This window comes from Salinispora cortesiana (assembly GCF_000484695.1).
GTDB classification, from domain to species: Bacteria; Actinomycetota; Actinomycetes; order Mycobacteriales; family Micromonosporaceae; genus Micromonospora; species Micromonospora cortesiana.
Map to the genome: position 1 here is coordinate 17197 of NZ_AXVR01000029.1, position 17250 is coordinate 34446.

The 17250-nt window shown below is 69.3% G+C and carries 14 protein-coding genes; 11 read left to right on the top strand and 3 right to left on the bottom strand.

All coding sequences use genetic code 11. The features are described 5' to 3' along the window. The first annotated feature begins 11 nt into the window (after positions 1-11). The 5 genes from K228_RS0114265 (at position 12) to K228_RS0114285 (ending at position 8105) form a co-directional block, all read left to right on the top strand. The gene (locus K228_RS0114265; protein ID WP_025619044.1) at positions 12-1349 is read left to right on the top strand and encodes an acetyl-CoA carboxylase biotin carboxylase subunit; all 1338 of its coding nucleotides are present in this window, start codon (positions 12-14) and stop codon (positions 1347-1349) included. Between the two features lie 199 nt (positions 1350-1548). After that, entirely contained in the window at positions 1549-2460 is a 912-nt protein-coding gene (locus K228_RS0114270) for a hydroxymethylglutaryl-CoA lyase (protein WP_025619045.1), read from the top strand. Positions 2461-2668: 208 nt separating this feature from the next. Beyond that, entirely contained in the window at positions 2669-4201 is a 1533-nt protein-coding gene (locus K228_RS0114275; RefSeq protein ID WP_025619046.1) for an acyl-CoA carboxylase subunit beta, read from the top strand. A gap of 58 nt (positions 4202-4259) precedes the next feature. Beyond that, complete coding sequence (locus tag K228_RS0114280; protein WP_025619047.1) at positions 4260-5414, top strand: acyl-CoA dehydrogenase family protein; 1155 nt, start codon at positions 4260-4262, stop codon at positions 5412-5414. Positions 5415-5537: 123 nt separating this feature from the next. Beyond that, complete coding sequence (locus K228_RS0114285; RefSeq protein WP_025619048.1) at positions 5538-8105, top strand: ATP-binding protein; 2568 nt, start codon at positions 5538-5540, stop codon at positions 8103-8105. Positions 8106-8408: 303 nt separating this feature from the next. On the opposite strand, the gene K228_RS0114290 is transcribed toward K228_RS0114285, so the two are convergent. After that, the gene (locus tag K228_RS0114290) at positions 8409-8906 is read right to left on the bottom strand and encodes a MarR family winged helix-turn-helix transcriptional regulator (RefSeq protein WP_025619049.1); all 498 of its coding nucleotides are present in this window, start codon (positions 8904-8906) and stop codon (positions 8409-8411) included. A 224-nt stretch (positions 8907-9130) separates the two neighbouring features. Here K228_RS0114290 and K228_RS0114295 point away from each other — a divergent pair, with 224 nt between their 5' ends. Then, complete coding sequence (locus tag K228_RS0114295; protein ID WP_025619050.1) at positions 9131-10609, top strand: glutamate-cysteine ligase family protein; 1479 nt, start codon at positions 9131-9133, stop codon at positions 10607-10609. 57 nt (positions 10610-10666) lie between these two features. Here the strand turns inward: K228_RS0114295 and K228_RS0114300 are convergent, their stop codons facing one another. Continuing rightward, a complete protein-coding gene (locus K228_RS0114300) occupies positions 10667-11932 on the bottom strand; it encodes a hypothetical protein (RefSeq protein ID WP_025619051.1) in 1266 nt (421 codons plus the stop codon). A 250-nt stretch (positions 11933-12182) separates the two neighbouring features. Here K228_RS0114300 and K228_RS0114305 point away from each other — a divergent pair, with 250 nt between their 5' ends. After that, positions 12183-12896 (top strand): PASTA domain-containing protein, encoded by a 714-nt coding sequence (locus K228_RS0114305; RefSeq protein WP_025619052.1) that lies wholly within the window; start codon positions 12183-12185, stop codon positions 12894-12896. Between the two features lie 126 nt (positions 12897-13022). Here the strand turns inward: K228_RS0114305 and K228_RS0114310 are convergent, their stop codons facing one another. Beyond that, positions 13023-13310 carry a hypothetical protein gene (locus K228_RS0114310; RefSeq protein WP_018730929.1) on the bottom strand — a complete coding sequence of 96 codons (288 nt, stop codon included), beginning with the start codon at positions 13308-13310 and terminating at the stop codon, positions 13023-13025. Positions 13311-13731: 421 nt separating this feature from the next. Here K228_RS0114310 and K228_RS0114315 point away from each other — a divergent pair, with 421 nt between their 5' ends. The 4 genes from K228_RS0114315 (at position 13732) to K228_RS0114330 (ending at position 17207) form a co-directional block, all read left to right on the top strand. Continuing rightward, on the top strand, positions 13732-14613 hold the full coding sequence (locus K228_RS0114315; protein WP_025619053.1) for a helix-turn-helix domain-containing protein: 882 nt from the start codon (positions 13732-13734) through the stop codon (positions 14611-14613). After that, positions 14583-14804: a DUF397 domain-containing protein gene (locus tag K228_RS0114320; RefSeq protein ID WP_025619054.1), complete on the top strand. Its 222-nt coding sequence runs from the start codon at positions 14583-14585 to the stop codon at positions 14802-14804. Before K228_RS0114315 ends, K228_RS0114320 begins: the two co-directional genes overlap by 31 nt. A gap of 181 nt (positions 14805-14985) precedes the next feature. After that, positions 14986-15390 carry a hypothetical protein gene (locus K228_RS0114325; protein ID WP_025619055.1) on the top strand — a complete coding sequence of 135 codons (405 nt, stop codon included), beginning with the start codon at positions 14986-14988 and terminating at the stop codon, positions 15388-15390. 263 nt (positions 15391-15653) lie between these two features. After that, positions 15654-17207 (top strand): S8 family peptidase, encoded by a 1554-nt coding sequence (locus K228_RS0114330; RefSeq protein ID WP_025619056.1) that lies wholly within the window; start codon positions 15654-15656, stop codon positions 17205-17207. The last annotated feature ends 43 nt before the right edge of the window (positions 17208-17250 follow it).

Consider the following 17250-nt stretch of genomic DNA (forward strand, 5'->3'; position numbering starts at 1 on the left):
CTGGAGGAAACATGATCGAGTCACTGTTGGTCGTCAATCGGGGCGAAATCGCCCGCCGGATCATCCGGACTGCGAAGCGGCTCGGTGTCCGGGCGGTGGCGGTGCACTCAGAGGCAGACGCCGGCCTGCCGTTTGTGACCGAGGCCGACGAGGCGGTCTGTGTCGGTCCGGCGAACCCGGCGCAGAGCTACCGGAACGTCGAGGCGGTCCTCGCCGCCGCGAAGTCGACCGGTGCGCAGGCGATCCACCCTGGCTACGGCTTCCTGTCGGAGAACGCCGACTTCGCGCAGGCTGTCGCTTCGAGCGGGCTGCTCTGGGTCGGGCCCGGTCCGGACGCGATCACCGCGATGGGTGACAAGATCAATGCCCGGAATCTGATGGCGGCGGCCGGGGTGCCGGTCGCGCCGGGCACCACGGAGCCGGCGGCGGATCTTACTGCGGCGGTTAACGCGGCGGCGGAGATCGGCTACCCGGTGATGGTCAAGGCCGCCGCCGGCGGGGGCGGCATGGGCATGGGAATCGCGAACGACGAGGCCGCGCTCCGCACCGAGTATGACAAGGTACGCGCGTTCGCCGAGCGGATGTTCGGGGACGGATCCGTCCTGATCGAACGGTACTTCCCCCGGGTACGCCACGTCGAGGTGCAGATTCTCGGCCTGGCGGATGGCCGGGTGGTGGCGCTCGGCGAGCGCGAGTGCTCGGTGCAGCGACGGAACCAGAAGCTGGTCGAGGAGTCCCCCTCCCCGGCAGTCACCCCGGAGCTTCGGTCCCGTCTGCTGGCCGCGGCGGTGCGGGCCGGCGAGGCGGTCGGCTACCGCAACGCCGGCACGGTCGAATGCCTGCTCGACCCCACCACTGGCGAGTTCTTCTTCCTGGAGATGAACACGCGCCTGCAGGTTGAGCACCCGGTCACCGAGCTGGTCTACGGGGTTGACCTGGTCGAGGAGCAGCTGCGGGTGGCCGCGGGGCTGCCGCCGACGTTCGACCCGGATGCCCTGACGCCGCGTGGGCACGCGATCGAGCTGCGGGTCAACGCCGAGGACCCGAAGCGTTTCCTGCCCGGACCGGGGGCGATCACCACCTGGACCGAGCCGACCGGCGAGGGCGTCCGCGTCGATTCGGGATATGTCGCCGGTAACACGGTGACCCCGTTCTACGACAGCCTGATGGCCAAGCTCATCGTCAGTGGCGTGGACCGCGCCGAAGCGATCAGTCGGGCGCGGGCCGCGGTGGCGCAGTTCCAGCTGGCCGGGCCGAAGAACAACCTGCCCTTCTTCGCCGAGCTGCTGGACAACCCGGAGTTCCTCTCCGGCGACTACGACACCGGCATCGTCTCCCGAATGCGCTGACCCACATCCGACCTCGGGCGGGTGCGCCCGGGTCGAGGTATCGACCGCGGGGTCGGGGAGCTGACCCCGCGGTCGGGTCGGGTTGGTCGCCGCGCTGCCCCGACTGTCGTGATCACGCGATCGACTCGGCCACGGCTGCGGGTGACATGCTGGGGGAGTCGGACCAGAGCGTGTCACAGTGAGGTGGCCCATGGGTAGTATGCCGGGATTCGTGTCCATTCGGGAGGTTGGGCCGCGCGACGGGCTCCAGAACGAGGAGCCGATTCCGACCGAGGCGAAGGTAAGACTGCTCGATGCGCTCTCCCGGACCGGGGTGGGGCGGATCGAGGCGGTGTCCTTTGTGCACCCAAAGGCGATCCCGCAGATGGCCGACGCCGACGAGGTGTGGCGGCGGGCGGAGCGGACCGAAGGGGTGCGCTACTCGGCACTGGTGCCGAACACGCGGGGTGCCCATCGCGCGTTGGCTGCCGGGTTCACCGAGATAGAGGTGGTGGTCTCCGCCAGCGACACCCACAACCGGCGCAACGTCAACCGCTCCACCGACGAGTCGCTGGATGACATCGCCGAGTTGGTCGAGCTGCTCCACAACGCCGGTGCTCGGGCCGAGGTCATCGTCGCGACCAGCTTCGGCTGCCCGTACGAGGGGGATACTGACCCCGCTCGGGTGGCCGGCATCGTGGACCGCGTGGTGCGCGACGGCGCCGACCGGGTGGCGTTTGGCGACACCACCGGCATGGCGACGCCCCGCCGGGTTCGCGAACTGGTGACGGCCGTACGTGATCGCGACGCAGCCGTGCCGGTGCTGATGCACTTCCACAACACCCGCGGCACCGCGTTGGCGAACCTGTTGACCGCCATCGAGCTGGGGGTCACCGAATTCGACGCGAGCGTCGGCGGCCTGGGTGGCTGCCCGTACGCGCCCGGGGCCAGCGGCAACCTGGCCACCGAGGAGGCCGTGCACTTGCTGCACGACATGGGTGTCGACACCGGTATCGACCTGGCCGCACTGATCGAGGTCGCCGAACTGGCTGAAGAACTGGTCGGCCGAAGCCTGCCCAGTGGCGTACTCCGGGCCGGCCCGCGGACCCGGCTGACTCCGCTGCCGGGCTGACTCCCTCGCCGGGCTGGTTCCCACCACCGTGCGGTCGGCCCCGGCCGCACGGTGGTCGCTGCCGTGGCGCCGGATTGGTGTCCGAATCTGCCCGGTGCGGGCGGGCGGATGGTGGGCGTGGTGCGTTACCCTAACGATCGTTCAGGAAGGTTCGGTTGTGCACGTGAGTGCGCGCCGGACCGGGAGCGGCGGCACAGGAGGAGTCGGCGTGACGCTCGATGGTGAGGCGCTGGAGCAGCTACGCAAGCGGTCCCGGGCCGGTGGCGCGGACAAGTACCATGCGGCGAATGCCGCCAAGGGGAAGCTCTTCGCCCGGGAACGGGTCGCGTTCCTGGTTGACGAGGGATCGTTTGTTGAGGACGGGCTCTATGCCAACGCCCTGGCCGAGGGGTTGCCCGCCGACGGCGTAGTCACCGGGACCGCCACCATCGACGGCCGTCCGGTCTGTGTGATGGCCAACGACTCCACGGTCAAGGCCGGCAGCTGGGGCGCCCGGACCGTCGAAAAGATCATTCGGATCATCGAGCGTGCCTACGCGACCAAGGTTCCGATGGTCTACCTGGTCGACTCGGCCGGTGCCCGGATCACCGACCAGGTGGATCTGTTCCCCGGCCGGCGGGGCGCCGGAAAGATCTTCTGGAACCAGGTCCGCGCGTCTGGCTCGATTCCCCAGGTCTGTGCGCTCTTCGGGCCGAGCGCGGCCGGTGGGGCGTACATCCCGGCCTTCTGCGACGTGGTCGCCATGGTCGAGGGAAACGCCAGCATGTACCTGGGCTCGGACCGGATGGTCGAGATGGTCACCGGAGAGCAGACGACACTGGAGGCGATGGGCGGGGCCCGGGTGCACTGCGCCGAGTCCGGCGTCGGCCACTTCCTCTGCCGGAGTGAGGCCGACGCCCTTGATGTCGTGCGGCGCTACCTGTCGTATCTGCCGACGAACTGGACCCAGCAGCCGCCCCCGGCACCCGCGGTCGAAGCGCCGGCGAAGGTCGATCTGGCGGCGCTGGTACCGGCCAGCGAGCGGCAGGCGTTCGACATGCGTCGGTACGCGAAGGGGCTGCTCGACCAGGGGAGTTTCTTCGAGATCCAGGCGCTGTGGGCCAAGGAGCTGACCATCGGCTTCGGCCGGCTCAACGGCGAGGTCGTGGGCGTGGTCGGCAACAACTCGATGTTCAAGGGGGGCGTGCTCTTCGTCGACTCGGCCGACAAGGCGACGCGGTTCGTGCAGCTCTGTGACGCGTTCAATGTGCCGCTGCTGTTCCTCTCCGACGTGCCGGGGTTCATGGTCGGCAGCGCGGTGGAGAAGCAGGGCATCATCCGGCACGGTGCCAAAATGATCACTGCGATCTCCGAGGCGACCGTACCCAAGATCTGCGTTGTGGTGCGCAAGGCCTACGGTGCCGGCCTCTACGCGATGGCCGGCCCCGGATTCGAGCCGGACGCCACGATTGCCCTGCCGACCGCGAAGATCGCCGTGATGGGTGCAGAGGCGGCGGTAAACGCGGTCTACGCCAACAAGATCGCTGCTATCGGGGACGAGAGCGAGCGCGCCGCCTTTGTCGCTGCCCGGCGCGAGGAGTACGAGCAGGACATCGACGTCGTCCGGCTCGCCAGCGAACTGGTGGTTGACGCAATCGTGGAACCACCCGAGCTGCGCGGTGAGTTGACTCGCCGGTTCGCCGCCGCCCGCGGCAAGGATCGCCACTTCGCCACCCGTCGGCACGGCGTCACCCCTGTCTGACCCGGCCGCCCGGCGTCACGAGCGCCGGGGTGACCCATCCCCCTACCAGGAGGAACCCATGGACTTTCGGCTCACCGAGGAGCACGAGGCGCTGCGGACGAGCGTCCGCGACCTCGCCCGGGAGGTTGTCGCTCCGGTCATCGCGGATCACTACGAGCAGCACACCTTCCCGTACGACGTCATTCGCCAGATGGGAAAGATGGGCCTGTTCGGCCTTCCTTTCCCGGAGGAGCACGGCGGAATGGGGGGTGACTACTTCGCGCTCTGCCTCGCGCTGGAGGAACTGGCCCGGATCGACTCCAGCGTGGCGATCACGCTCGAGGCGGCGGTCTCGCTCGGCGCTATGCCCATCTTCCGGTTCGGCACGGATGAGCAGCGGGCACGGTGGCTGCCGCGGCTACTCAACGGCACGGCACTGGCCGCGTTCGGGTTGACCGAGCCGGGCTTCGGCTCGGACGCCGGGGGGACGCAGACTCGGGCGGTACTCGATGAGTCGACGGACGAGTGGGTGATTAACGGGTCGAAGGCGTTTATCACCAACTCCGGGACCGACATCACCGATCTGGTCACCGTCGCGGCGGTCACCGGTACGAGGGCGGACGGCTCCAAAGAGCTGTCCACGATCATCGTGCCGACCGGAACCCCGGGCTTCACGGTGGCGCCGAGCTACTCCAAGGTGGGCTGGACGGCCTCCGACACCCACGAGCTGACCTTCGATGACTGCCGGGTGCCGGCGGGGAACCTGCTCGGTGAGCGGGGCCGGGGCTTCGCGCAGTTCCTGCGGATTCTCGACGAGGGGCGGATCGCGATCGCCGCGCTCGCCGTCGGGCTGGCCCAGGGCTGTGTGGACGAGTCGGTCCGGTACGCGAAGGAACGGCACGCCTTCGGCCGTCCGATCGGGGCCAATCAGGCAATTCAATTCAAGATTGCGGATATGGAGCTGCGGGTGCACACCGCTCGGCTGGCATACTACGACGCTGCGGCGCGGATGCTCGCCGGAGAACCGTTCAAGCGTCAGGCAGCCATCGCCAAGCTGCACGCCAGCACCATCGCGGTTGACAACGCCCGGGACGCCACCCAGATCCACGGCGGATACGGCTTCATGAACGAGTTCCCGGTGGCCCGCTTCTGGCGAGACGCCAAGATTCTGGAGATCGGTGAGGGTACCTCCGAGGTGCAGCGCATGATCATTGCTCGGGAGCTGGGGCTGTAGCCGGACCGGGACGCTTCGTTGCCGGACTACTCGGCGGCATCGCTGTCGGGTATCGGCAGTGGCGCGTCAGTAGGGCGACGATGACCTGTCGACGAGCGTCGTTGATCCGTACCCTTCCTGGCCATGAACCCGGAGGATGACCATTCGCGGTGGTCAGGCGGCCAGCTGGGGCTGCCCGACCTGCTCCGCGGACACCGGCTCGCCGCTGGCCTGACCCAGGCCGATCTGGCGGGCCGGGCTGGCATCGGGGTCCGGACCGTTCGGGACGTGGAGCGGGGCCGTTCGTCGCGGCCCCAGCGGACCACAGTCGAACTGCTCGCCACCGCCCTTGGGCTGGCCGGGGCAGCGCGGTCCACCTTCGTCGCCGCCGCCCGACACGTGCCGACGTCGCGGTGCCCGGAGTCCGAGTCACCGCTTCACGGCGGCCGGGATGGCATGGCACGGCCGATCGTGCTGCCCCCGGCCCCCGAGCTGATCGGCCGGGAGCGGGACGTTGCCGAGCTGGTCGGGATGCTCACCGGCGAGCCGGCAGTCCGGCTGGTCAGCCTGGTCGGGTTGGCCGGCGTCGGCAAGACGGCGCTGGCGCTGTCGGTGGCCCACGCGGCTGCCGAGCACCTCCCCGGCGGGGTGGCCGGGGTCCTCACCGGGGAGGGAACGGATGTTGCGGAGCTGCTTGCCACCGCGGCGGCGGTCTTCGGGGCCGCTCGCCTCCCCGAGCTCGCCACCCGCCTCGCGGGTCAGCCGGCACTGCTGCTTGTGGACGCGGTCGAGCGGGCTCCCGGCCCGGTCGCCGAAGCCCTGCACCAGCTCGCGACCACGGTGCCGTCCCTGGGTGTGCTGGTCACCGGCCGGCACCCGGTCGGGCTGCGCGGTGAGCGGGTCCGGCCCGTAGCCCCACTCGACACCCCACCGCCGGACCGCGACGAGGCGGGTCCGGCGGCCCTCGCCCGGTATCCGGCGGTGGCGCTGTTTACCGCCCGGCTCGCGCTGGTCCGACCGAACCCGCCGACAGTGGAGGAGCTGCCGGCGCTGGCCCGGCTGGTCCGGCGCCTCGGTGGCCTTCCACTTGCGATCGAGCTGATGGCGGCGCGGGGGCACCTTCTCGACCTCAACGAGCTACTCGACCGGTATGGCGATCGGGTTCTCGATCTGGCGACCGCCTCCGGCGCAGCGGCGCGGCCGGGCTGGAACGCTGCCGATCCGGGCCCGGCACAGCGATCGCCCGCGGCGGTCGTCGAGACGCTGCGGGACGCCGTTGCGACCAGCTATCTCCTGCTCGCCCCCCAGGAGCGGGCTGCCCTGCGGCGGCTCGCCATCTTCGGTAACCGCTGGTCGATCAAGCTGGCCGAGGAGATGCTCGGAGTTGGTGCCGAACCGGCGGACCCGGTGCTGGTCGTCGATCCGGTTGTGCTGCTGGACCGGCTCCGGGAGCTGGGACTCCTCAGCATCAGGGGGGTGGGGTCGTTCCGATTCCGGCTGGTCGACGCCGTCCGGGAGTTCGCCGTCGAGCAGGCTGCCGGCGCGGGGGAACTCACCCTGGCCCGGCGTCAACATGCCCGGGTCATGGCCAGACTGGTCGCCGAGACGGCCCCGTACCTGGTCGGGGCGGACCTGACCACGGCGGTGCACCGGCTGGACGACGTGGGCGGGGACATCAGCTCCGCGCTCGCGCACGCCGCTGTCGACGAACCGGTGACCGCGCTGGGTCTGGCGGCCGGGCTCGTCCGGTGGTGGCGCTTCCGGGGGCGGGACGTCGCGGGCCGGCAGTGGCTGCGCCGGTTGCTGGCGGATCCGCGTACCGCTGATGCTGCGCCCGTCTTGCGGGCGTGGGCGTTGCTGGGCGTGGCCCGGTTGGCTGCGGAGCACGGCGCGGGGGCGGAGGAGTTGCCGGCCGCCCGCGCGGCACTCGCCGCTTTGCAGTCGGCCGGCGACGTCGCTGGTGAGCTGGAGGCCCGGACGGTTCTGGGCAGGTTGTTCACCGGCACCGGTGACCACGACGAGGCGCGGGGGCAGGCTGAGGCGGTACTGGCGCTGGCCACCCGGCACGGGCGGATCCGGGATATGACGGTGGCGCAGAGCAATCTGGCCTGGCACGGGATCCGGGTCGGTGACCTCGCCACTGCCCGGCGCCGGTTGGCTGCCGCGGATCGACTGGCGGCCCAGTGCGGGGAGCGGCGGCTACGAGTGCTCGCGATGGCCAATCTGGCCGAGGTCACGCGCCTTGAGGGCCGGTACGACAGCGCCGTCGATCAGGGGCGGAGGACGCTGGCGGCGTTGATGGCGTTGGGCGACCCGGGGCACCACCGTCGGGTGCTGGGCACGGTCGGGCTGGCGCTGGCACAGGACGATCGGGTGACGGAGGCGGCCGAGGTGCTGGCCGAGCTGCGACCGGGGGGGCCGGCGGCGGGTCTGAGCTGGATGCCAGCGGATGGGATCTGTGGGTTGATCGAAGGAACACTGGCGTTGCGCCGGGGCGATCGGGAACTGGCGGCCGAGTGGTTCGCTGTCGCTGCCAAGGTGGGGGCCAACAGCCAGGACCGCCGTGACCTGGTGGAGGCGCTGGTGGGGCTGGCCGCCAGCACGGCGGAGCCGGCCGTGTTGGATCGGCTGGATGCGGTCTGCAAGGTCAGTGGGATCCGCCTGCTGCCGCCGGAGGTGGCGGCCTTGGCTGCGGCTACCCGTCGGGCATGACCGGTTTGCGGCGGAGAGTGGGTGGGCCCGGGTGCGGCGAGGACCGGGTGGGCCGGGTGCGGGGCCGCGTGAATAGTCCCGGGAGTGGCGCGAGCGAGAGCCCCCTCTGTTACCCCTCGCTCGTCGCCCGCGCCATCTCCCCCGGGTGCATCCCCCGTTGATCGGAGCTTAGTTGGCGGGGAAAAGTCGGCTGACCGATTTGCCCAACAATAATCTGGCGCTCGAGCAGTTCTGCCGCTCTTTCTGCCGGTGGTGTCCCTTCGCCGGCGGCGATCCGGCCAGGCCGGCCCCACCACGGCGGTGTCAGTCGTTGCCCTGGTCCGGTTCCTGGCCGGTGGCGCCGGCGGTGGCGCCGGGGTGGACCGCATCTCGCACCTGACGTAGCCCATCAAGGAGCCGGGCCAGCGACTCCGGGTCGAGCTGCCCGGTGAACCACTCCTCGATGATTCGTAGGTGTCCCGGGAGTACGGCGTCGAGCCGCTTACGGCCGGATTCGGTGGCCACCGCGAAGTAGCTGCGTCGGTCGGCGGGGCAGGCGCGTCGGGCGAGGAGCCCATCGCGTTCCATTCGGTCGACCACGCGGGTCGTCCCGCTGGTGGAGAGGGAGATCTGTGCGGCGAGGTCGGTCATTCGAAGCTGGTTGTCCGGCGAGCGGGCAAGCCGGGTGAGCACCTCGAACTCCACCGGAGAGAGGCCGTGCTCCTCGAACTGGGCGGTGAACCGGGCCGACAGTCCAGCGTGCGCCTCGACGAGTAGGCCGACGGCGGTGATCCGGGGGTCGTTGAACACATTCTGGTCCACCCGCCGGAGCCTATCAGTAGTTGATCAACGAAATATTGCTGTGGGCGTATCTGTTAAGAGCGTTATTTACAAAACAAGCATTTTTGTGGAGGGTGCACGTGACCAGGTTGGTGGGCTCGTGTGTGCCCGGCTCTGGCCCGCGGCCTTGGGCGCTTCTACCGTGAATGGTTCACAATGCGCTGCGGAGCGGCATCGCTCCGTCACCTCGGGCGCCGGGAGGACACATGGGCAGGGATGTCACGCGGGGCGCCTTCTCCCGGGAGGACCGGGTCCGCTACCGCCGCAAGGTACGTCGCTGCCTGGACGTCTTCGCTCTGATGCTGGACGACTTCGGGTTTGCTGCCGACCGGCCGACGACCGGCTTGGAGATCGAGCTGAACCTGGTCGACTCTGCCGCCGAACCGGCGATGCGGAACGAGGAGATTCTGGCCGACATCGCCGACCCGCTCTTCCAGACCGAGTTGGGGCAGTTCAATCTGGAGCTGAACGCCGCACCCCGGCTGATCGAGGACACCGGCTTCACCGGCTACGAACAGGACCTCCGCGGCAGTCTTGCCCGGGCCGACGAGCGGGCCGCCAAGTCCGACGCGAAGATCCTTCTGGTGGGAATCCTGCCCACCCTGACCGAGGGGCACCTGGTCGTTGACAACCTCTCCACCAACGAGCGCTACCGCGCGCTCAACGACCAGATTGTCGGAGCGCGTGGCGAAGACATCGAACTCGACATCCGCGGAGTCGAGCGGTTGCAGACCCACACCGACTCGATCGCTCCTGAGTCGGCCTGCACCAGCCTGCAGTTGCACCTGCAGGTCGCGCCGGACAGCTTCGCCGACTACTGGAACGCCTCGCAGGCGATCGCTGCCGCCCAGGTGGCGATCGGGGCGAACTCTCCCTATCTGTATGGCCGACAACTCTGGGCGGAGACCCGGATCGCGCTGTTCCAACAGGCGACTGATACCCGGCCAGACGAGTTGAAGGCGCAGGGTGTCCGCCCTCGGGTCTGGTTCGGCGAACGGTGGATCACCTCGATCTTCGACCTCTTCGAGGAGAACGTTCGCTACTTCCCGCCGCTCCTGCCGATCTGCGAGGAAGAGGACCCAGTGGAGGTGCTGCACGCCGGGGGAGTGCCGAAACTCGGCGAACTGCGCCTGCACAACGGGACCGTCTACCGCTGGAACCGGCCGGTCTACGACATCACTGAGGGGCGCCCGCACCTAAGGGTGGAGAACCGGGTCCTGCCGGCCGGTCCGACTGTGATCGACATGCTGGCCAACGCCGCCTTCTACTTCGGATCGGCGCGCGGGCTGGCGGAGGCGGACCGTCCGGCCTGGAGCCAGCTGACGTTCAGCTCGGCGGAGGAGAACTTCCACTCCGCCGCCCGTCGAGGCATGGACGCGGTGGTGCACTGGCCTCGGCTCGGTGAGGTGCCGGTCGCCGAGTTGGTCCTCGACGTGCTGCTGCCGCAGGCGGCGATCGGGTTGGACCGGTTCGGCGTGGCTCCTGGTGAGCGAGACCGGCTGCTCGGCGTCATCGAGCAGCGCTGCCGGACCCGGCGCAACGGCGCGGTATGGCAGGCGGAGACGGTGTGGGCCGCCGAGCGGCACCGGAAACTCGACCGCTCGGCGGCGCTGCACCACATGGTCCAGCGGTACGCCGAACTCCAACGCAGCAACGAGCCGGTGCACACCTGGCCGGTCGACTAGGTGGGCGGCGGGGCGACCATGGCCCCCTGTGGTCGGAGCGTCCGACCACCACCGCCGTCAGCTGGTGCGGCGGGTGGAGCGGGGCCGGCGCGAAGCCGTCTCCTTCGGCTCCTGTGGGGCGGGGGCGGCGTCCGCTGCGGGTGCGTCGTCCGCGGCCCGCTGAGCCGGTACCTCGCTGGTGGCATCCGCCTTAACGGTGCGGGGCCGTCGGCTGCCCGATCCGCGGGTCCGGCCGCGGGTGGTGGGCGTCGCGACGGTCGAACCGTCCGGCTCCGGGTTGGTTGGGGACTTCGTCGGCCGGGGCGAATCAGTTGGGGGCTGCGCCAGCCGGGGCGAATCTGCCCGCTTCCGGCGGTTGGCTCGTTGACCGACCGCGGTGACCAGCGCCGAGCCCCCGAAACCGATGATGACCGCATACGGGGCGATGAGGTGCGCTGACGCCTGGCCGGGAGCGAGGTCGGCCAGGTCCGGCACGGCGAGCAGATAGGCGACCGCGACGAGGAGCGGGCCGGCTGCGCCAGAGGCGGTGGCACCCACCTGCTGGTCGGGGCGTTGGGCCGTGCCACGGGCGACCAGTACGCCGATGAGGAGGGCGGAGCCGAGGGACAGCAACGCACCCGGCCAGTAGAACCAGTCGCGGAGCCACAGCTCGGTTCCGCCGACGCTGAGCTGCCAGATGCCGAGCTGAGCGGTGTTCAGTCCCCGCCCCACAATGACGCCATCCACAACGGCCACCACAGCGAGCAGCCACAGCCAGCCGACGGTCGAGATCACGTTGGTGGCGGCGGCGCGGGAGTGCAACGCCCACGCGGCGATGGCCACGCCGACCAGGACGCCCAGGGCGGCGTATCCAGCGGCGACCTCGCGGGGCGCGGCGACGCCGGGTACCGCGGCCACCCGTGCCGGTACGGCGGTCAACAGCACCGTGATCAGAGCACCGAAGCCGGCGGCGCCGGCGAGCGCCAGTTTGCCGAGCACACTGTCGGATGCGCCCGGCTCGGCCTGGCTTCGCCATTCCCGGGGGGTCGCTGCGTCGGCGTCCGGTCCGCTCGGGTTGTCGGCCGTCGAGTCCGCACTGGAGAGCTCGCCGTGGCTGCCGGTCGGCGGATGCGCCACCGGGCCACGATGACGGAGGCGTTGTGCGCAGATCGCACCAGCCACAGTGGAGGTGGCGGCGATCCACGTGGCCCAGATCAGGCTGGCTGTCCAAGCGGTGATGGCGACAGTCTCATCGGGCGGTGGGGCCCAGTTGATGATGCCCAGGCCGTAGCCGAAGCCCAGTGCGGCGGCGCCGGCCCCGGCAGCGGTGCCAAGCGCGGTCATGATCGATACTGCCCAGCCGCGTCTCGCCATGCCGGCGAGCGTAACGTCCTGTGGTCGGGGCGGGGAGTACTGCGCCCAAATTCTCACTCAGAGTAATCGATGCGGGGCGTTCTGGTCGTCGGCGGTCGAGGTGACGATCAGCGCGATCGCCGGGTGGGCGTTGACACGGACCGGGCCGCGGTGAACTGATTCCCGCCGATCCCCCTGCTGGCGGGCTAGGTTGTCGTCAGGCAGCGAGGGGGAACGTGGGATGAGCGACGACCGAAAGCCCGCCGCCGACGGGCCGGACGACGAAACCCGTCCGCTGTCTGCCGACCAGACCGCGCCGCTGCCGCCCGCTGGAGGCCCGGCGGCATGGTCGGGGCGGGCGGGTGTTCCGCCGCCGCGTCCGCCGGAGTACCAGGAGGCGCCCGGGTGGTACGTGGAGCCGAGTGGGCGACGGTGGTGGTCACCGATTCTCTGGGGAGTGATCGTGCTCCTGCTGGCTATCTTCGGCGCCGGTCTGTGGCTCGCCCTCGGTGCCGGCGACGACGAGCAGGTCACCCCCGACTCCTCGCCGTCGGCCACCACGCCACCGGTGTCGCCGACGCCTACGTCCGCCGCGCCGACCACGATGGCGCCGACCACGACCGCGCCGACCGCGACCGGGCCGACCGCGACCGGGCCGACCACGACCGCGCCGACCACGCCGTCGCCGACGGAGGAGCTGGGTGAGGTCCCGATGCCCCCGGTGGTCAACCTGCCGCTGACGACGGCCCAGGCGCTCCTGGACCAGATCGGACTGACGTACCGGGTCCAGTACCGGACCTCGGATCAGCCCTCCGGGATTGTGATCTGGACCGAGCCGCGAGCAGGTGTGCTGGTGCCGGAGGGAGCAGCGGTCGTACTGGTGGTGTCGGGGTCTGGGCCGTCGCCGCAGCGGCCAACGCTCACCCCACCCTCGGAACCCACCCCCACCGGCTGACCGGGCGTACCAGTTGGCTGGACGGCGCTCCCCGGCTCAGGTCCTGGCGGTGCGGGTGGAACTGCCGGGGTGGGCGTACCGGTGTTCCTCTCGTAGGTACGCCCACCAGCGGCGGATCGCAGCAGTTCAGCCCACGCGTGCGGGGGTACGCGCCAGCGGTCGGCGCTGTGTCCCTACGGTGTGTGGGTGGCGTTGCGGCGCGGCCTGGATCTGGTCCAGCCCTTCCTGCTGTACGAAGATCGACCGCCGGCTGACCGCGTCCCCCGATGCGTTCAACTCGTAGCCGTCGAGCCAGAGCCAACCGTCGTAGGTCGGCCAGTCGAGGACCCGGATCACCCGGAAGGCGATGGGTCGGAGGAACTGGACACTCGCCGCGCGAGTCACGTGCAGTACGTCACCGGTGCGGGGAAGCACATGGGCTCCTGGGAAAGAGGGCCGGCGGAGGCGCCGGCGGGAGTTGTCGGGGGACATGTGTTGTCGGCCTCGGGGTGGTGCCCCGCAGGCTGGCGTTGTTGGTGCTGGCCGTGGGATCACCACGGTGGGAGAGCGGAGTAGGACTCTGCGTGATCCGCCATAGGGAATAGAGTGCATCAGGGACGTGCGACATGCAAGTTGCATGTCGGTTGTTGCCGATGGGTTGTCGGTCCAGAGCGATGTAATGCTTGAGCTGTTCGTATTCGGGCGGCACACTGAGGGCCGGGTTCGCCCCGCCACCATCCGCCGTCGCGAGCCCGTCCACCGGCGTGCCCTCCCCGGCGCGACGGCCGAGCCGGGAAGTTGTCAAGGTGGAGGGGGACGGTGGCAATGACCGCGAGATTGAGTCCGGGGTGGCACCGTGGCTGAGCGGCGAAGCCCGACGATCCGCCGGCGGCGGCTGGGCGCGGAACTCCGTCGGCAGCGTGAGGCTGCGGGGATCACCATCGAGTCGGTCGCCGAGCAGCTCGAATGTTCGGCCTCGAAGGTCTCTCGGATCGAGACCGGCCACACCACGGCGACGCCCCGCGACGTCCGGGACATGCTCCGGATCTACGGCGTGGTGGGGGCGGAGAGCGACGAGCTGGTACAGATCGCTCGCGAGGCCCGACAGAAGGGTTGGTGGCACCCCTACAGCACGGTTTTGGTCGGGGCGTACGTCGGCCTGGAAGCGGCGGCCAGCTCCATCCGTGCCTACGAGCAGCAGGTCGTGCCGGGTCTACTAGAGACCGAGGAGTACGCGAGCGCCATGATCCGCGCTGCGCGACCGGACTTCACCACAGAACAAGTCGCACAACGTGTCCGTGTCCGGTTGGGTCGTCAGTCGTTGCTGACTCAGGATGATTCAGTCGATGTGTGGGTGGTGCTCGATGAGGCAGTGGTGAGCCGACCGGTGGGTGGGGACACGGTGATGCGTGGTCAGCTCAAGCGGCTGTTGGAAGCAGCCGAACTACCGAACGTGACGTTGCAGATCCTGCCGTTCGAGGTTGGTGCGCATGCGGGCATGGACGGGACCTTCAGCATCCTGAGCTTCCCCGAACCCAGTGATCCGGATGTTGTGTACGCGGAGAACGCCACGGGTGGGCTCTTCCTGGAAAAGAGCGACGAACTGCAGAAGTACAGCTTCATCTTTGATCACATCCGAGCGGCTGCCATCAGTCCTGAGGAGTCCATCGCACATATCGCGAAACTGGCAGAGGAGCCGTTGTGGAAATGGCGACCAAGGAGTTCCCCGTGGACCTGACGCAGGGTACCTGGTTCAAGAGCTCGAAGAGCGGGCCGAACTGCGACAACTGCGTTGAGGTGGCGTACGTGCCGGGGGCGGTCGGCGTGCGGGACTCGAAGGACAGGTCTGGCCCGGCCCTGGTCTTCAGCCCGGGTGGCTGGCGTTCCTTCGTCAGCGATGCGCGGGGCGGTGCCTTCGACCCGCGCTGACCAGGACCGGTGCCCCCGTCCGGCCAGTTCGGACGGGGGCACCGGATCGGTTTCTGGGTTCCGGCGACCGGCTTGCCCCGGGCCCGTCGCCACAACGGCTCCGTCTCGTTGAACCCGTCGGTACGGCGCAGGTCAGTGACCCGCCGCGCCGATCGGCAACCGAATGAGGTAGGCGAGACGGATGACGACGATCGGGTCAGAGAACCTCACCAACGGTCCGGGTAAGCCGGAGCGGTTCGGCGGCAAGTACCGAGGGACACGCCGGGACACGGTGCTCACCGAGGTGGTGTCGCCGGACGCCGAGGCTGGCGAGCGGCAGGATGGGGCCGCACCTCCGCGACCTGCGCCACCCCGCCCCCTGCCTTCACTCGACCCGGACCCGTCAACCGGTCCGGGCTTTCCGGTCGATGGCTGGTCGACCGGTCCGGTCGAATCACTGGTTGATCACCCGTTGCTCCGCGGTCTCCTGCTGGAACTGCCGCCGAGGGGCAGTGTTCCGCCACCGGGTTGGTTGGATCGCTGGTTCGAGGCGACCCGGGCCATCCTCGAACTGCTCTACGTGCAGGGCCCGGGGCGGTCCCGCTGACGGTTGTTTCGCACCAAAGTGCTGGTCAGGCCGCGAGTCTGCGGTGCTGATCGGCGGGGCTCCGGCGGCTCTGCCAACCGGTCGCCGGAGGTGTCCCCGTCGCCACCTCGGTGACTTCCCCGGTATTCCACCCGTGGCCCCGGTGACTCGACGTGTTGATTTCTCATCTCCTTGCCGTTTACTCTCATCGATGGATAGGCATCTATCGATCGACTCGCCGGGAGTCGGTGGACCTTGATGCCATCCGGAGGGAGACAGAGGAGATGGGTCTATCTCGAAGGTCTGTGTTCGTCGGATTAGCCACGATGGCCATGGTGGCGTCCGCAACCCCCGCTATGGCCGCTGAACCGGTTGGTGAGATCCGTGGTGCGGGGGGCGCTACGGCTGTAGCCGACAGCTACATTGTGGTCTTCAAGGAGAGTGCGGTCGGCCGTGGCGCGGTTGAGAGGTCGGCTGACCGTCTGGTGGATCGGCACGGTGGCCAGGTGGCCCGGACGTACACCGCAGCACTGCGTGGGGCCGAACTGCGGGTGGATGCTGGTGCGGCAGCTCGTATCGCGGCCGACCCGGCGGTGGCCTACGTTGAGCAGAATCACCAGGTGTCGATCAACGGCACGCAGGTTAATCCGCCGTCCTGGGGTTTGGACCGGGTTGATCAGCGGGATTTGCCGTTGGACGACTCTTACACCTACCCGAATACCGCCAGTGATGTGACCGTCTACATCCTTGACACTGGGATTCGTACCACTCACCAGGACTTCGGTGGCAGGGCTACCTGGGGTACCAACACCGCCGACAACAATGACACCGACTGTAACGGGCACGGTACGCACGTGGCCGGCACCGTTGGTGGTACGGCGTATGGTGTGGCCAAGGAGACCAACCTGGTAGCGGTGAAGGTGCTGGACTGCGCGGGCAACGGTACTTTCGCTGGGGTTGTGGCCGGTGTTGACTGGGTGACTGCGAACGCGGTCGCGCCGGCGGTGGCGAACATGAGCCTTGGCGGCGGTGCGAACACCGCGTTGGACAACGCGGTGACCAACTCGATCGCCTCGGGTGTCACCTATGCGCTGGCGGCGGGTAACAGCAGCGCCAACGCCTGCAACTACTCACCAGCCCGCACCCCGGACGCAATCACTGTTGGCTCTACGACCAACAGTGATGGACTGTCCTGGTTCTCCAACATCGGAAACTGTCTGGACATCTTCGCGCCGGGCTCGTCGATCACTGCGCCGTGGATCACCAGTGACACCAGCACGCGTACGATCAGCGGCACGTCGATGGCCTCGCCGCACGTCGCGGGTGCCGCGGCGATGGTCCTGTCGGCCAACCCGTCGTACACCCCGCAGCAGATCCGGGACGCGCTGGTCGACAACGCCACCGACGGTGCGGTCGGCTCTCCGGGCAGTGGCTCACCGAACAAGCTCCTCTACGTCGGTGACGGCGGCACCACGCCGCCCCCGCCGCCGGGGTGCTCCGGCACCAACGACACCGACGTGTCGATCCCGGACGCCGGCTCCGCAGTGACCAGCTCGATCACCATCGCCGGCTGCGACCGGGACGCCGCGGCCACCTCGACCGTGGCGGTGGACATCCCCCACACCTGGCGGGGTGACCTCGTTATCGACCTGATCGCGCCGGACGGCTCGTCCTACCGGCTGAAGACCAACGACCTGTCCGACTCCGCCGACAACGTCAACGAGACCTACACGGTGAACCTCTCCAGCGAGGCAGCCGACGGCACCTGGCAGCTCCAGGTCCGCGACGTCTACCGCGGGGACACCGGCTACATCGACACCTGGACCCTGACGGTCTGATCTGGCTTCACCGGGCGGGGCCCCTTCCGGAGACTCCGGGAGG

What these genes read in the sequence shown, in the direction of transcription:
- K228_RS0114265 (WP_025619044.1), top strand. Translation starts at nt 12, where the DNA reads ATGATCGAGTCACTGTTGGTCGTCAATCGGGGCGAAATCGCCCGCCGG.
- K228_RS0114270 (WP_025619045.1), top strand. Translation starts at nt 1,549, where the DNA reads ATGCCGGGATTCGTGTCCATTCGGGAGGTTGGGCCGCGCGACGGGCTC.
- K228_RS0114280 (WP_025619047.1), top strand. Translation starts at nt 4,260, where the DNA reads ATGGACTTTCGGCTCACCGAGGAGCACGAGGCGCTGCGGACGAGCGTC.
- K228_RS0114285 (WP_025619048.1), top strand. Translation starts at nt 5,538, where the DNA reads ATGAACCCGGAGGATGACCATTCGCGGTGGTCAGGCGGCCAGCTGGGG.
- K228_RS0114295 (WP_025619050.1), top strand. Translation starts at nt 9,131, where the DNA reads ATGGGCAGGGATGTCACGCGGGGCGCCTTCTCCCGGGAGGACCGGGTC.
- K228_RS0114300 (WP_025619051.1), bottom strand. Translation starts at nt 11,932, where the DNA reads ATGACCGCGCTTGGCACCGCTGCCGGGGCCGGCGCCGCCGCACTGGGC.
- K228_RS0114305 (WP_025619052.1), top strand. Translation starts at nt 12,183, where the DNA reads ATGAGCGACGACCGAAAGCCCGCCGCCGACGGGCCGGACGACGAAACC.
- K228_RS0114320 (WP_025619054.1), top strand. Translation starts at nt 14,583, where the DNA reads ATGGCGACCAAGGAGTTCCCCGTGGACCTGACGCAGGGTACCTGGTTC.
- K228_RS0114325 (WP_025619055.1), top strand. Translation starts at nt 14,986, where the DNA reads ATGACGACGATCGGGTCAGAGAACCTCACCAACGGTCCGGGTAAGCCG.
- K228_RS0114330 (WP_025619056.1), top strand. Translation starts at nt 15,654, where the DNA reads ATGGGTCTATCTCGAAGGTCTGTGTTCGTCGGATTAGCCACGATGGCC.